Annotated in this window: 13 protein-coding genes; 2 read left to right on the top strand and 11 right to left on the bottom strand. The window is 61.4% G+C overall.

Features of this window, described 5'->3' with window-relative positions:
* Positions 1 to 173: 173 nt before the first annotated feature.
* A complete protein-coding gene (locus tag ACT53S_RS11485) occupies positions 174 to 1,976 on the bottom strand; it encodes an ABC transporter transmembrane domain-containing protein (RefSeq protein WP_476067474.1) in 1,803 nt (600 codons plus the stop codon).
* Between the two features lie 199 nt (positions 1,977 to 2,175).
* Here ACT53S_RS11485 and rpmE point away from each other — a divergent pair, with 199 nt between their 5' ends.
* Positions 2,176 to 2,397 (top strand): 50S ribosomal protein L31, encoded by a 222-nt coding sequence (gene rpmE / locus ACT53S_RS11480; RefSeq protein WP_113376335.1) that lies wholly within the window; start codon positions 2,176 to 2,178, stop codon positions 2,395 to 2,397.
* Positions 2,398 to 2,586: 189 nt separating this feature from the next.
* Here rpmE and rcdA read toward each other — a convergent pair whose 3' ends face one another.
* The 3 genes from rcdA to ACT53S_RS11465 all read right to left on the bottom strand — a co-directional run bounded on the left by rcdA (position 2,587) and on the right by ACT53S_RS11465 (position 4,949).
* Positions 2,587 to 3,105 carry a protease adaptor protein RcdA gene (rcdA, locus tag ACT53S_RS11475; protein WP_113376334.1) on the bottom strand — a complete coding sequence of 173 codons (519 nt, stop codon included), beginning with the start codon at positions 3,103 to 3,105 and terminating at the stop codon, positions 2,587 to 2,589.
* 363 nt (positions 3,106 to 3,468) lie between these two features.
* Positions 3,469 to 3,663, bottom strand: coding sequence for a DUF1192 domain-containing protein (locus tag ACT53S_RS11470; RefSeq protein WP_476067062.1), 195 nt, complete (start codon positions 3,661 to 3,663; stop codon positions 3,469 to 3,471).
* Complete coding sequence (locus ACT53S_RS11465) at positions 3,660 to 4,949, bottom strand: MFS transporter (RefSeq protein ID WP_113376495.1); 1,290 nt, start codon at positions 4,947 to 4,949, stop codon at positions 3,660 to 3,662. Before ACT53S_RS11465 ends, ACT53S_RS11470 begins: the two co-directional genes overlap by 4 nt.
* Positions 4,950 to 5,168: 219 nt before the next feature.
* Between ACT53S_RS11465 and ACT53S_RS11460 the strand changes: the two genes are divergently transcribed.
* Positions 5,169 to 5,324 (top strand): hypothetical protein, encoded by a 156-nt coding sequence (locus ACT53S_RS11460; RefSeq protein ID WP_174238537.1) that lies wholly within the window; start codon positions 5,169 to 5,171, stop codon positions 5,322 to 5,324.
* Positions 5,325 to 5,339: 15 nt separating this feature from the next.
* Here ACT53S_RS11460 and ACT53S_RS11455 read toward each other — a convergent pair whose 3' ends face one another.
* From ACT53S_RS11455 to gap, 7 genes are all read right to left on the bottom strand, one after another.
* A complete protein-coding gene (locus ACT53S_RS11455) occupies positions 5,340 to 5,777 on the bottom strand; it encodes a PACE efflux transporter (RefSeq protein WP_476067061.1) in 438 nt (145 codons plus the stop codon).
* A 176-nt stretch (positions 5,778 to 5,953) separates the two neighbouring features.
* On the bottom strand, positions 5,954 to 6,865 hold the full coding sequence (locus ACT53S_RS11450; RefSeq protein WP_476067473.1) for a PhzF family phenazine biosynthesis protein: 912 nt from the start codon (positions 6,863 to 6,865) through the stop codon (positions 5,954 to 5,956).
* Between the two features lie 115 nt (positions 6,866 to 6,980).
* Positions 6,981 to 7,895 carry a fructose bisphosphate aldolase gene (locus ACT53S_RS11445; RefSeq protein WP_476067060.1) on the bottom strand — a complete coding sequence of 305 codons (915 nt, stop codon included), beginning with the start codon at positions 7,893 to 7,895 and terminating at the stop codon, positions 6,981 to 6,983.
* 426 nt (positions 7,896 to 8,321) lie between these two features.
* Positions 8,322 to 9,521 (bottom strand): phosphoglycerate kinase, encoded by a 1,200-nt coding sequence (locus ACT53S_RS11440; RefSeq protein ID WP_142071652.1) that lies wholly within the window; start codon positions 9,519 to 9,521, stop codon positions 8,322 to 8,324.
* An 84-nt stretch (positions 9,522 to 9,605) separates the two neighbouring features.
* Entirely contained in the window at positions 9,606 to 11,435 is a 1,830-nt protein-coding gene (locus ACT53S_RS11435) for a potassium/proton antiporter (RefSeq protein WP_142071650.1), read from the bottom strand.
* 224 nt (positions 11,436 to 11,659) lie between these two features.
* Positions 11,660 to 13,300 (bottom strand): BCCT family transporter, encoded by a 1,641-nt coding sequence (locus tag ACT53S_RS11430; protein ID WP_142072175.1) that lies wholly within the window; start codon positions 13,298 to 13,300, stop codon positions 11,660 to 11,662.
* Positions 13,301 to 13,550: 250 nt separating this feature from the next.
* Positions 13,551 to 14,561 (bottom strand): type I glyceraldehyde-3-phosphate dehydrogenase, encoded by a 1,011-nt coding sequence (gene gap / locus ACT53S_RS11425; protein ID WP_113376327.1) that lies wholly within the window; start codon positions 14,559 to 14,561, stop codon positions 13,551 to 13,553.
* Between the last annotated feature and the right edge of the window lie 35 nt (positions 14,562 to 14,596).

Below are 14,596 nucleotides of genomic sequence, written 5' to 3'. Positions count from 1 at the left end.
TCCTCCAGCCCGCGGGACGGGTTTGAGTGTGTCAGGCCTGCCGGATGCTTCAACAGGAGGGAGTGCGCGAACGGGCGTCACGCTGGCGCCGGAAAACTCTATGGGTGGGTTCCCACCCATTTCAGCATGTCCATAGGGTGGATATCCACCCATCTCGCAGCGCGGTGAATACGCTACTGCGCCGCAGCCGTGAAGTCGCGACCACCGGTCTCGAACTGCAGACGCGCGAGCTTGGCGTAGAGGCCGCCCTGCTGGATCAGGCTCTGATGGGTGCCTTCCTCGACGATGCGTCCGTCGTCCAGCACAAGGATACGGTCGGCCTTGAGCACTGTTGCGAGGCGATGCGCGATGACGATCGTGGTGCGGTCGCGCATCAGGCCGTCGAGCGCCTTCTGCACCAGCGTTTCGCTTTCCGCGTCGAGCGCCGAGGTCGCCTCGTCGAGCAACAGCAGCGGAGCATTGCGCAGAAGCGCGCGGGCGATTGCGATGCGCTGGCGCTGGCCGCCGGACAACGTGATGCCGCGCTCGCCGACCAGCGTGTCGAAGCCGTTGATCTGCCGGCCGATGAATTCACTGGCCTGGGCTGCATCGGCTGCGGCCTCGACCATCGCTCTTGTTGCGCCCGGAGAGCCGAAGGCAATGTTGTCGTGGATCGACGAGGCGAAGATCGTCGTGTCCTGCGGCACGATCGCGATGCGGTCGCGGACAGCCTGGGGATCGGCCGTGCGAATGTCGACGCCGTCCAGACGGATCGTGCCGGAGGCTGGATCATAGAAGCGCAGGATGAGCGAGAAGATCGTGCTTTTGCCGGCGCCTGATGGGCCGACGATGGCGACCGTTTCGCCATGAGCGACCGAGAAGGAAAGACCCTTCAGGGCCGACTTCGTTTTTGCGGAAGGATAGGAGAACTGCACGGCCTCGAAATCGACGCTGCCGCGGGCCGGCGTCGGCAGGAGGGCGGGATTGGCCGGTGCGGCGATCTCCGGATGTTCGGCAAGCAGTTCATGCAGGCGCTCGGCAGCACCGGCGGCTTGAGACAGTTCGCCCCAGACTTCGGACAGCGTGCCGAGCGAGCCGGCGGCAATCAGCGAATAGAGCAGGAACTGGCCGAGCGTGCCGGCGGTCATCGTGCCTTCAAGCACGTTCTGGGCGCCATACCAGAGGACGCCGACGACGCTGCCGAACACGAGTGAAATGGCGACGCCGGTCAGAAGCGCGCGCGACTTGATGGCGGCACGGGCAGCCTCGTAGGCACTTTCGACGGCGGTGACATAGCGGCCGCGAGCCGCATCCTCGGCGTTGAACGCCTGCAGCGTGCGGGCGGCGCCGATGACCTCACCGGCATAGGAGGAGGCTTCGGCCAGCGTATCCTGTGCGGCGCGCGAGCGCTTGCGCACGGACCGGCCAAAGGCGACCAGCGGGAAGACGATGACGGGAATCGCTGCCAGCACCATGATCGACAGTTTTGGGCTGGTGGCGATCATCATCACCATGGCGCCGAGGCAGAGAATGGAATTGCGCAGTGCCAGCGAAGCGGTGGCGCCCACGGCCGATTTCAGCTGCGTGGTGTCTGCCGTGAGGCGCGAGACGATTTCGCCGGACTGGTTGATGTCGAAGAAGGCGGGCGAGAGGCGCGTGACATGGGTGAAGACATCGCTGCGCAGATCGGCCACGACGCGTTCGCCGATGGTGATGACATAGTAATAACGCAGCGCGCTTGCGACCGCGAGCACGAGTGCCATGACGATCATCATCGCGAAGTATTTGTTGATGAATTCGCTGTCGGCAGCGTTGAAGCCATGGTCGAGCATGCGGCGGATGGCGATCGGCAGCGCCAGTGTCGTCACGGCCGCGAGACAGAGGAAGATCAGAGCGCCGGCAACGAGGCCCTTGTAGCGCTTCAGGTAGGGATAGAGATCGGCGAGCGGTTTCAGGGAGCGGCGCTTCTTCTCGGTGTTTTCGGCTTCCAAGGTCACTCTGTCATGCTCCTGCTTCACGCTCACAAGGGCTGTCAGGCTTTGCTGCCATGGCACTTGTTATCCCTGCGCCCTTCATGTATAGGCACGGCATCGAATTGGGAAGCCGTAGCCCATTGGACTGCGGCTTCATCTATTGAATAGGTCCCGCTGACGCAATTGCGGCAAATGGACCCCACGGCACAGCAGGAACAGAGCGATGAAGGCTGACATCCATCCCGACTACCACGTCATCAAGGTCGTCATGACCGATGGCACCGAATACGAGACCCGTTCGACCTGGGGTTCCGAAGGCGCAGTGATGAACCTCGAAATCGACCCGAAGTCGCACCCGGCCTGGACCGGTGGTAACCAGCAGCTGCTGGACCGCGGCGGTCGCGTTTCGAAGTTCAACAAGCGTTTCGGCGGCCTCGGCCTCTAATCGTCTTGAACGATCTGAATACGAAAAGCCCGGCCTTCGCGCCGGGCTTTTGCGTTTGGGCGAACCACGCCTTGGCTCGGTGAAGTGTTACCGGCCTAACGTCCCCGGGCTCGACCCTATTTGCAGGACAGAAAAAAGCCGGCTCTGCGGGTGCAGGCCGGCTGAAAGGTGGTGCTGTCGCTGATAGTATCAGCCGGCGTTGAAAGCGGTCCGCAGAAGGTTGAGTTGGGCCTGGACGCTGTTTTCATTGTCCGGCTGGAATTCTTCCTCAGAGGCGGGGCGATAGATCTCGCGGTCGAGCAGCGCAATGCGGTTCTGCAGGCGGAGCGAGCGTTCGACCAGATCGCGGAAAGCTTCCGGCAGATCGTTCCAGCCCGGTGCATTGCGGTCGACGTTGAAGCCGTCGAGGCGAACCTTGCTCTTTTCCGACAGGACCTGATCGCGGCTCATCTCGCCGTTGTTGACGGCGCGCTGCAGGAGAAGCCAGGATGCCATCTGCATCAGGCGGGTGGTGAGACGCATGGATTCGGCAGCGTAGAGAACCGATGCCTGACGCGGCAGAACCTTTGCGGCAGCGCGGCCCGGGCCATCGAGAAATGCGGCCGTTTCTTCGACGAGACCCATGCCCTCGGCATAGGTCGCCTTGAACTGGCTGGATGCTGCTGCTCGTCCGGCGAAGCTCACCGTATTCATACCGAGTTCCGACATGGATGTTTCCCTGTAAAACGCATCACTATGGCATGTAACGAGAGCGCTACGATCTTGTTCCTGCCGCATTTGGTGAAGGCACGATGCAATCATTACCCCAAATGCGCAAGGCGAAACTTAAGGAAGGGTTAATTCCCACACTTTTGCGATAACCCGTGATCGCTAGACAAAAAAAGAGCCGCAAATGCGGCTCTTAAGGTAAAACAGGGAGAAAATCAGACCATCGCCATGAGGAGAAACTGCCTGAGTCCAGAAGTTCTGGATGAGCATAGTTTCCCAGAAAACGCTTAACGGGAAGTAAACGGGATCGTGAGAAATGGTTCTTTCCGGTCCTGTTGGAGCGCCTCTGCAATAAACGGGCGCCTATACTTTCGGTCCGAACAGCCTGTCGGCGGCCTTTCGGCTCGCTTCCTTGCTTGTGATCTCGGCATTGATTCGCACAATCTCGGCTTCGAGCTCCGCTATCCGCCGGCGCAATTCGTCGGCTGATATCGCCGACAGGTCGCAGCCCAGCTGGTGGGCGGTCGGAGCCTTGCGGGGTTCTTCCTCGATCGTCATGCGCTTGCTCCCATGCGGACTTCGGGTTCTTCGGTGTGCTCGGGCAGGGGGGCGGCGCGCGGATCGAGGTTCAGGCTTTCAGGCGTGCTGAGCGGCGAGGCGCTGATCGGCAGGTTCGGCATGTTTTCCCGATCCTCCGCCGGGATCGCCTTGCGCAGTCGGCTGCGATAGATCGCATAGGCCGAGATCGAAAGATGCGCGAGGGCCGTGACGGTGAACAGCGAGTAGGGGCCAGCCGCCGTCATAACGGGGCCGCCGATCGTGGGGCCGATGATGGTGCCGATGCCGAAGAGCAGCAGGAGGCCGCCCGAGACCTTCACGAATTCGTCCGGTTTGGCAAAGTCGTTCGCGTGGGCAACGGCGATCGGGTAGAGGGCGTTTGCCGCCGCGCCATAAATGCCGACGAGAATGAAGATCCAGGTGGGGCTGGTCGGCTCGATGAAGACGAGGGCGACGGCGGCAAAGGCGGCCAGTGCCGAGAGGGCTGCCAGGACATAGCGGCGGTCGATACGGTCCGAGAGTTTGCCGGCTGGAAACTGCATGACAGCGCCGAGGAAGATGGTGACGGACAGGAGCGTTGCGATGGTCGCAGCGTCGAGGCCGACCCGGGTGCCGAAGACGGCGCCGAGCGTGCCATAGGCGCCGTTGGCGATCCCGACCAGCAGGATGCCGACGAAGGAGACGGGCGAATTGCGATAGAGCAGCGGCAGGTCAAGCTTCAGCGATTTCAGTGGCTGGGGGGAAGCCGCCGTCGACATGGTGGTCGGCATGACGGCGACGCCATAGACGATGCCGCAGATCATGAACAGGATGGTCGTCGTCGGGTCGAAGACGCCGACCAGCATCTGACCGCCGACGACGCCGATCAGGGTGATCGAGATGTAGAAGGAGAAGATGGCGCCGCGGCTCTCGTTGGTGGCGCGCTCGTTCAGCCAGCTTTCGATGATCATCGAGGTGCCGGCGGTGCAAAAGCCGGTGATGGCGCGCAACACGATCCACCAGTGTGCATCGATGATAATCCCGCTTGTCAGCGCGATGACGGAGATGAGCGACACGAAGGTGGAGAAGGCGCGCACATGGCCCACCCGCATCACGAGTTTCGGGGCCACGAAACATCCGAGCACGAAGCCCGCGGCCCAGGATGTGCCGAGCAGGCCGAGAACTTCGTTGGAATAGCCTTCAGCCGCGCCGCGAACAGGAAGCAGGAGGCCGTAGAGGCCATTGCCGAGAAACAGGAAGAGCGTGCCCAGAAGCAGGGCCATTACGGGCAGGAGATTGCGTCTCATGGTCTTCTTCATCGATCGGAGTTTTGGCGAGCCTGCAGCCATCGGCATGGGACTGCTATGTTAGTCCCATCTTCCTACCGTTGTCTGAACACCCCGCCTTGGGCTTGCGGGATCTGTGTCTGGAGGGCAAAAGTGACAGCGATGTGGCTGGTGGGGTGTCTGGCCGACATTTCCTGCCGAAGGGCACATGTCTGCGGCCAATGCCGACAAGGAATGAGAATGAACAAGGCCATATCCGCCTTCCTGCTGCTCGCCATGCTGATCCAGATCATCAAGCCGCTCGGCTTGCCGGGACTTCGACGTCGTCTGGATTTCTGGAAGCTCGCCGTGGTCGCCTTCGTCGCCTGGTCGGTGACGCTTCTGCTCAGGCCGTGATTCGGCTTTATCCGTTCAACGCGCCGACTTTACCGTCTGCCATTCCGGCAGGGGGAAGAGGCGGTCATAGGTCCAGTTGAACACGAAAGCATAGACCATGTAGAAGGCTGCGAAGGCGATATCCATGACAAAGGCCTGCAGCAGGCCGATGCCGAGATACCAGGCGACGAACGGCAGCAAGATCATCAGCAACCCGAGTTCGAAGGCAACGGTGTGGACCACCCGCATCGGAACGGTCTTCAACGTTGTGCCCCTCAACCGCAAGAGCATGTGGTCGAAGCCGAGATTGTAGATGTAGTTCCAGGCGGTTGCGAGTGTGGCGCTGACGACGCCGACAATGCCGATATCAGCGGCGGGCATCGAAAAGGCCCAGCTGCCGACGGGAACCAGGATGGCAAGGCCGATGAGTTCGAAGCTGACGGCGTGGCGAATACGATCTGCTGCGGTGCGCATGTTCTTCCCTCCGGGAAACCGGCGGGTCGTCCCGCAGTGCAATCAGACCCATAATGGGGAGGTCGTCCTCGTCGCGCCATATAGGTTGTGTTCGAGTGACGAACAAGCAGGTTGTGCTGTCGATTTGAGCAAAAGCACAACAATTAAGCTTTATTGGCGAGGTGGTTGCCTTCCGGTCACAGATGGATCTCTCCTCGCATCACGGGAACGGAGCAGCCGCTGATCTCGACAAAGTCGAACCGCCCGTCCGTTGTCGAGACCGCGAGGTGGATCAGGCTCCGCCGGCCCATCTCCACGCCCTGTTCGACCAGCAGACTGCGCTGGCGTGGATGGGGACCGAGAGTCGTGAGGAAGGCGCCGAGGGCCGCAGACGCGCTGCCGGTCGCCGGGTCTTCCGCAACATTGTCGAACGGCGCAAACATGCGGGCACGCACATGGTCTTGGCCAACCCAGGTGTAGAGGAAGGTCGCGCAGTCGCAATCCTCGTCGGCATGGGCGGCGCGCAGGGCGGCTAAGGACTCGATATGCGGCTGTGCACGTCCGAGCGCTTCGAGATCGGTGACTTCGATCAGAATGAATTTCAGTCCCACGGAGGCAAAGACGGGTTCATGCCGGCTCGTCTCGATGTCCCTGATGCCCAGATTGAGGCATGGCGCCATCGTGGACGGCGAGATGGGCGCGCCGATGACAAGCGGGCCGGGCGCCCGGATCGTCGTTCCGGTGAGCCGACCCTCGCTATCGCGTGTCACGGAGACTGAAACCAGGCCCGCCTTTTCTTCGAAACGAATGCTGTCACCAACCGGATTTCCGAACACGCTGCTGGCGCTCGCAAGCACGAAGGCCGTCCCAACATTGGGATGGCCGGCAAAAGGCACTTCCGTGACCGGTGTGAAGATCCGCACCTCGGCTGTATTTCCCGGATCCTTCGGCGGCAGGACGAAGGTCGTCTCGGAATAGCCGAACTCGGCTGCAATCCGCTGCATGTCGGCGTCGCTCAGTCCCCGTGCGTCGGTGATCACAGCGAGCGGATTGCCGGCGAAACGGGTTTCGGTGAAGACGTCGACGGTGACGAAGGGGAGGGGCTTCATGGCGGACGGCATTATTGCTCCGAGGTTTGGTCGTGCCACTGATAACGGAAAAAGCCCGGCGGGTGGCCGGGCTTTTGTGTCCTCGTGACAAGTTTTGAGAGCTATCCGTGGCCGGTCACTCGGCCGCTATTGCGCTCACTTTGTTCACGCTTGCCGCATAAATCTGCTCGATGGTCTTGGCGATGCTCGTGTTGAATTCCGCATCGCTCATCGACACGCGCAGCTGTTCGGCGAGCGCGCGGGAGAAGCTGGCGATCATGCCGTGGTTGCGGCTCAGCTTGTCGCAGGCCTCGATCGTCTTGTAGCCTCCGGACAGGGCGACGACGCGAACGACAGAGCTGTGGGCCACCAGAGCGGCGTAGAAATCATCGAGCGTCGGAATGGTCAGCTTCAGCATGACCTTTTCACCCGACGGCAGCTTGTCGAGCTGGGCGGCAATTTCGTCGCGCAGGATGGCCTCGGCTTCCACCTTTGTCGGGCTCTTGATCGAGACTTCCGGTTCAACGATCGGCACGAGGCCCTGGCCGATGATCTGGCGGGCAACCTCGAATTGCTGCTTGACCACCGCGGCGATGCCGGCCTTGTCTGCATGGGCGATGACCGAGCGCATCTTGGTGCCGAAGATGCCCTTCTCGCGTCCACGAATGAGGAGCGCATCGAGGTCAGGCATCGGCTTCATCAGCTGAACGCCGTTTTCTTCGTCCAGGAGACCCTTGTCGATCTTCAGGAACGGGACGACGCCGCGCTTCTGCCAGAGGAAGGTGGGTACCGGCTCGCCGTCGACATCGCCATCCATGGTGCGTTCGAAGAGGATGGCGCCAATGACCTTGTCGCCGGTGAAGGCGGGGGCCTTCATGATGCGCACGCGCATGGCGTGGATCAGGCGGTACATTTCGTCGTCGCCGCTATAGTCGGTTTCCTGCACGCCATAGAGACGCAGGGCGCCTGGTGTCGAACCGCCACTCTGGTCGAGCGCGGCGATGAAGCCGGGTGCCGAGGTGATCTTGTTCAACATTTTCGCGTCCACCATATCTCACTCCTATCCCTGAACATGGCGCCACCGCGCCTCACAATCTCTGACGTCTGCTGGCGACATTGCAGCCGCCCCGGTCACTCCCTGACCGCATTCGATCCGTTGAGGATCGCGATGACTCCGGCGATAACAGAAGTTAAGCAAAGGGAAAATGGGTGGCTAAGCTATTGAAACGATTGAAATCATTTCAATCGTTTGAAAATTCAAAGATTTTTAAACCCATTTCAAACGGCATGGAAATTGCCGTGCCGAAGTCGCCTCTATGCGGGTCATTCATGGGCCGGGAACCCTCCAAACGCCTGGAAGTTCCTTCGGCCAGAATGGTAACATCGAATTCCGGACGGCCCAATGACATCGGGCACGAAAAAACCGCGTGTCCGGGGACACGCGGTTTGACAGTCTATTGTCCGCTTGTGGAGCAGATCAGCCCTTGGTGAGGACCGCTACGCCCGGCAATTCCTTGCCTTCCATCCATTCGAGGAAGGCACCGCCTGCTGTCGAGACGTAGGAAAAGTCCTCCGCGACACCGGCATGGTTGAGGGCTGAAACCGTATCGCCACCGCCTGCGACCGAGACCAGCTTTCCGGCCTTGGTCTGATCGGCGGCATGTTCGGCGGCCGAAACGGTCGCCTTGTCGAAGGGCGCGATCTCGAAGGCACCGAGCGGACCGTTCCAGACCAGCGTCGCCGCCTTCTCGATCCAGCCGTTGATCAGCTCAACCGACTTCGGCCCGACGTCGAGCATCATCGCATCGGCAGGGATCGCCTTGATGTCGACCGTCTCGTTTGCCGCATTGGCCTTGAACTCGCGGGCGACGACGCCATCGACCGGAAGGACGATGGCGCAGCCGGCCTTCTTCGCGGTTTCCATGATCGAGCGGGCGGTCTCGGCCAGATCATGCTCGCAGAGCGACTTGCCGACATCGATGCCCTGGGCGGCGACGAAGGTGTTGGCCATTCCGCCGCCGATCACGAGGGCGTCGACCTTGGTGACGAGGTTCGACAGGAGGTCGATCTTGGTCGAGACCTTGGCACCGCCGACGATGGCAACGACCGGGCGCTGCGGCTGTCCCAGGCCCTTTTCCAGGGCCTCGAGCTCGGCCTGCATGGTGCGACCGGCATAGGCGGGCAGGTGGTGGGCGAGGCCTTCCGTCGAGGCGTGCGCCCGGTGGGCGGCCGAGAAGGCATCGTTGACGTAGATGTCACCGTTCTTGGCGAGTTCTGCGGTGAATTCCGGCGTGTTCTTCTCTTCGCCCTTGTGGAAGCGGGTGTTTTCGAGAAGCAGGATATCGCCGTTTTCCATCTTGGCGATGGCGTCTGCAGCTGGCGCGCCAATGCAATCAGATGCGAAGGCGACACGCTGGTCGAGCACTTCCTCGACCGCGGGCGCGATCAACGACAGCGACTGGTCGGCGACCGGTTCACCCTTGGGGCGGCCAAAATGGGCGAGCAGGATGACCTTGGCGCCCTTGTCCGACAGTTCCTTGATGGTGGGGGCGACGCGCTCGATGCGGGTCGTGTCCGACACCTTGCCGTCCGTGACGGGAACATTGAGGTCGACGCGGACAAGCACGCGCTTGCCTGCGATATCGGTGAGGTCGTCGAGGGTCTTGAAAGCCGGCATGGATCTACCCGTCTTGTATGCTGTTGAATGGGGCTGACGGGCCGGACCTTACACCGCTTATGTGACGGTGCAAGGCGAGGGCTGTCATTTTTCGCTCTGTGATCCGGTCTGGGCGGCCGCGCGTTTCTGGCGCAGATAGTCGCGCAGGGCATGGGCGAGTTCGCGGATGTTGAGGAAGATCGGCCAGGTGGTGGCCGGTTCCACCGGTTCCATCGAGACACCGACGGACGCAATGTGGCCATGCTCATCGATGTCGCGGACGATGAGTACGATGGTGCCGAGGCGCACACGGTCGGCATAGTCCGCCCGGCCGCCAACGCGCTGGGTGATCAGTTCGGCCACGGTCTTGCCGCGTTCGCTGTCGGAGATGGACAGCGGGCCATAGGCGTCATCAAGGTTCTTAACCTGCGTACCGGGCGCAATGGCGAAGGTGCCGAAGAATTCGCTGTCGTCATCCTCCACCGCCGCTTCCGTTGCGAAGAGCCGGTCGAGAAGCTTCGAGTAACTTGGCGCGATGAAGAGATAGACATGGTCGTTTTCGCGCAGCCGACCGGCATACTGGTAGCGCATGGACTTGCCATCGCGGATGACGAGCGAGGGCATGGCCCAGCGCGGGATACGCTCGCCACGCAGCACCGGGCTGCCCTTGACGACGCGATAGGCGAGCAGTTCATGGTTGGCCGTGCCCGGCAGGTCGAGTTCGACCTTGTCGATCGCACCGATGCGCGGCGGGATGATCAGGCCGAGCCGCTTGGCGACCGGCTTGATGGTCCAACCTTGTATCACCAGGGAGACCATCACGACGATGAAAGCCGTGTTGAAAAAGATCTGCCCGTTCTCGAGATTGCCGACGATCGGCAGGATGCCGAGCAGGATGGAAACTGCGCCGCGCAGTCCCACCCAGGCGATGAAGCCGGTTTCGCGCTGGGTGAAATCGAAGGGAAGCAGACACAGCCAGACGGCGAGCGGACGGGCGATGAAGATCAGAAACAGCGCCAGAACAACCGCCGGCAAGAGGATGCCGAGAAATTGCGAGGGTGTGGCGAGAAGCCCGAGCAGCAGGAACATGATGATCTGAGCAAGCCAGGTCATGCCGTCCTGAAAGCGGCTGATCGTGATGCTGGAAGGCAGTTTGCGGGAGCCGGCATAGATGCCGGCGACGTAGACGGCCAGGAAGCCGCTACCGTCCATCATGCCGGTGAAGGAGAAGATCATCAACGCGAGCGCGAGGATGAAGATGGGGGCGAGGCCGCGTTCGACCTGCATACGCCTGAGGATGAAGACGATGATCACGCCGCCGATCAGGCCGAAGACCAGCCCAACGCCCATCTGACGGACGAAATGCAGCAGGAGGTCCATGCCGAAACCGTTGGTGTCGCCGCCGCTCGCGATCAGTTCCACCAGGGCCACGGTCAGGAAGATTGCCATCGGATCGTTGGTGCCGGATTCGACTTCAAGCGAAGAGCGGACCCGGTCGCGGATGTTGATGCCGCCGATGCGTAGCAGGAAGAAGACAGCCGCCGCATCGGTCGAGCCGACGATGGCGCCGAGAAGGAAACCCTGCAGGTAATCGAGGCCGAGCAGAAAATGCGCCGCAACGCCAAAGATGACGGTCGTCAGCAACACGCCGACCGTCGCCAGCGTGATCGCGGGTGCTGCCGAGAGCTTGAAGGATTGCAGCGAGGTGCCGTAGCCGGAATCGAAGAGGATGACTGCTAGGGCAAGCGAGCCGATCACATAGGCCAGCGGAAAGTTAGAGAAATCGATGCCGAGCCCGTCGACGCCGGCGGCGAGGCCGATGCCGAGGAAGAGCAGGAGAAGGGGCGCGCCGAAGCGAAAGGCGATGAGGCTGGAAAAGGCCGCCAGAAGAACGAGCGCGGTGGCGACCAGTGTGACGGCATAGAATTCGGTCAAGCGCTCGTCCCCTTCCCGACAGCCGTTGGCACGACCGCCGCTCAATGCCGCCCAGCGCCGCTTCCGGTTTTCAAACCAGCGAGCGCACTTTTATCCCGCTGTCATGGCGGGCTGGCGATTGAAGATTATGCATGCATGCCGGATGGCATGCATCTTCATGGAACAAGATCGTGATGAGAGTGGGGCGAAATTTAAATTTTTGAATTTCGCCCCACTTTTTTTAGTCAGCGTGGTTCCGCCAGCAATCCCCTGATCAGTGCATAGGTTGCGCCGAGGAGGACGATGGCAAAGGGCAGGCCGGTGGATACGGCCATCGCCTGAAGCGCCACCAGCCCGCCACCGAGCAGGAGTGCCACGGCCACCAGTCCTTCAAAACTTGCCCAGAAGACGCGCTGGGGGATCGGTGCATTGACCTTGCCACCGGCAGAAATCGTGTCGATCACCAACGAGCCGGAATCAGATGAGGTGACGAAGAAGACGATGACCAGGACGATACCCACGAAGGAGGTGATTGCGGTGAGCGGCAGATGCGCCAGCATCTCGAAAAGCTGCAGTTCAAGGGCTGCATCCTTCACGCTTGTCATACCGTCGTTGACCAACTGGCTGATGGCCGTGCCGCCGAGAGCCGTCATCCAGAGTACGGAGACGAGTGACGGGATGAGAAGAACCGCCGTCAGCAGTTCACGCACGCTGCGGCCGCGGCTGACGCGGGCGATAAACATGCCGACGAACGGGGACCAGCTGATCCACCAAGCCCAGTAGAAGGCCGTCCAGCCATGGACGAAGTTGGTGTCCTCACGACCGAAGGGATTGGCAAGCGCCGGCAAATAAGTGCCGTAGGCGGCGAGGTTGAGGAAGAAGCCTTTGAAGATCTGCCAGGTGGGGCCGACGGCAATGACGAAGAGCAGCAGAAGCGCCGCTAGGCCGAGGTTGATTTCCGAGAGAAGTTTGACGCCCTTGTCCATGCCGGCTACGACGGAGGCAATGGCGATGGCCGTGATGACCAGAACGAGAGCGATCATCATCGTCTCGGTGGCTGGAATGCCAAACAAGAATTCCAGGCCGGCGCTCGCCTGCTGCGCGCCGATGCCGAGCGAGGTGGAGAGGCCGAAGATTGTCGCAAAGACGGCGAGGATGTCGATGATGTGGCCCGGCCAGCCCCAGACGCGTTCGCCGAAGATTGGATAGAATACGGAGCGCAGGGTGAGGGGGAGGCCCTTGTTGAAAGAAAAGAGCGCGAGGGACAATGCAACGATGGCGTAGATCGCCCAGGGATGCAGGCCCCAGTGGAAGATCGTGGCGGCCATGGCCAGGCGTCTTGCCCCTTCCGGATCGTTTACCGCACCGCCAAGGGGCGCCCAGTCGGTGCGAGCGCCGCCTTCGAAGACCGGACCATCAAGGGCTGCGGTGAAGTGGCCGATGGGTTCGGATACCCCGTAGAACATCAGTCCGATGCCCATGCCGGCGGCAAACAGCATGGAGAACCACGACAGATTGGAATAGTCGGGCGTCGCCTGCGGGCCCCCCAGCCGAATGCGGCCGAGCGGCGAGACGATCAGCCCAAGGCAGGCGAGCACCAGCACATTGCCGGTCAGCAGGAAGAACCAGTCGAGATGACCGGTCAGGAAATCGCGCAAACCGGTGAAGGCGGGCTCGAGCGTGGTCTGGAAAGCCAGCGTGAGGAAGGTGAATGCGACGATCGCGAGCGCCGATACGGTGAAGACGACATTGTGGATGTCGAGTTCAAACACCAGGCGTTTCCGGTAGCTGATGTTGTCCTGGCCGATCTCATAGGGTGTGTCGATGATCTGCGTCTCCCCTTCCGGGGCGGGGACAGCATCCTCCTGAGGCTCGACATTTGGCATGGTCGCGTGAGTCAACGTCTCGGATTCCTTTCGAATTGTCCGGGACTGAGAAGCCCGGGAACGCGGCTGAAGGCCGCTGGAGATGGCGTCGCGATGCCGCGTTTGTGCCACAATTCAAAGGGGCAACCGTCATGGTCGGATATTGTTCCATCGCCATGGAGAATTAATTGGCAAAGCCGTTGAGCGGCTTCTTTCGCAAAAAAAGGCGGGCCCTTGCGAGCCCGCCCTTTGGATACCGATCCTTCGTTGATCAGAAGGTCTTCGACAGAGCGACTGCCGTGTCCGACATGCGGTTCGAGAAGCCCCACTCGTTGTCGTACCAGGTCAGGATGCGGACGAAGTTGCCTTCGAGAACCTTGGTCTGGTCCAGAGCAAAGATCGACGAGTGGCTGTCGTGGTTGAAGTCGCGCGAAACCAGCGGCTCGTCGGTGTAGCCGAGAATGCCCTTCAGCGCGCCGTTGGAGGCGGCGATGATGGCTTCGTTGACTTCTTCCTTGGTGGTGTTCTTCTTGGCGACGAACTTGAAGTCGACGACCGAGACGTTCGGGGTCGGGACGCGGATCGAGGTGCCGTCCAGCTTGCCCTTCAGTTCCGGCAGAACCAGGCCAACAGCCTTGGCAGCGCCGGTCGAGGTCGGGATCATCGAGAGCGCTGCCGCGCGGGCGCGGTAGAGATCCTTGTGCATGGTGTCGAGCGTCGGCTGGTCACCGGTGTAGGAGTGGATCGTGGTCATGAAGCCATGATCGATGCCGATGGCGTCATTGAGGACCTTGACGACCGGAACCAGGCAGTTCGTCGTGCAGGAGGCGTTGGAGATGACCAGGTGATCCTTGGTCAGCTTGTCGTGGTTGACGCCGAAGACGACGGTCAGGTCAGCGCCGTCGGCCGGGGCCGAGACGATGACGCGCTTGGCGCCGGCGGTCAGGTGGGCCGAGGCCTTGTCCTTCGAGGTGAAGATGCCGGTGCATTCCATCGCGATGTCGACGCCCAGTTCCTTGTGGGGAAGGGTGGACGGATCCTTGATCGCGGTGACCTTGATCGGCTTGCCGCCGCCGACGATGATCGTGTCGCCGTCGACCTTCACGTCGGCCGGGAACTTGCCGTGGATCGAATCGTAACGGAGCAGGTGGGCGTTGGTCTCGACCGGGCCGAGGTCGTTGATCGCGACGACTTCGATGTCGGTGCGGCCGGATTCGACGATGGCGCGCAGTACGTTGCGGCCGATGCGGCCAAAGCCGTTGATGGCAACTTTCACAGTCATTGGTGGACTCCCGATTGAATAGTGGGCTCTTGAGC

The organism is Allorhizobium sp. DMC15 (assembly GCF_056314065.1).
Note: the sequence above shows the minus strand (reverse complement) of the source record. Positions and strands in the feature narration are given on the sequence as shown.

Coding starts and splice junctions, on each gene's coding strand:
- rpmE (WP_113376335.1), top strand. CDS start 2,176: ATGAAGGCTGACATCCATCCCGACTACCACGTCATCAAGGTCGTCATG.
- rcdA (WP_113376334.1), bottom strand. CDS start 3,105: ATGTCGGAACTCGGTATGAATACGGTGAGCTTCGCCGGACGAGCAGCA.
- ACT53S_RS11470 (WP_476067062.1), bottom strand. CDS start 3,663: ATGACGATCGAGGAAGAACCCCGCAAGGCTCCGACCGCCCACCAGCTG.
- ACT53S_RS11465 (WP_113376495.1), bottom strand. CDS start 4,949: ATGAGACGCAATCTCCTGCCCGTAATGGCCCTGCTTCTGGGCACGCTC.
- ACT53S_RS11460 (WP_174238537.1), top strand. CDS start 5,169: ATGAACAAGGCCATATCCGCCTTCCTGCTGCTCGCCATGCTGATCCAG.
- ACT53S_RS11455 (WP_476067061.1), bottom strand. CDS start 5,777: ATGCGCACCGCAGCAGATCGTATTCGCCACGCCGTCAGCTTCGAACTC.
- ACT53S_RS11450 (WP_476067473.1), bottom strand. CDS start 6,865: ATGAAGCCCCTCCCCTTCGTCACCGTCGACGTCTTCACCGAAACCCGT.
- ACT53S_RS11445 (WP_476067060.1), bottom strand. CDS start 7,895: ATGGTGGACGCGAAAATGTTGAACAAGATCACCTCGGCACCCGGCTTC.
- ACT53S_RS11440 (WP_142071652.1), bottom strand. CDS start 9,521: ATGCCGGCTTTCAAGACCCTCGACGACCTCACCGATATCGCAGGCAAG.
- ACT53S_RS11430 (WP_142072175.1), bottom strand. CDS start 13,300: ATGCCAAATGTCGAGCCTCAGGAGGATGCTGTCCCCGCCCCGGAAGGG.
- gap (WP_113376327.1), bottom strand. CDS start 14,561: ATGACTGTGAAAGTTGCCATCAACGGCTTTGGCCGCATCGGCCGCAAC.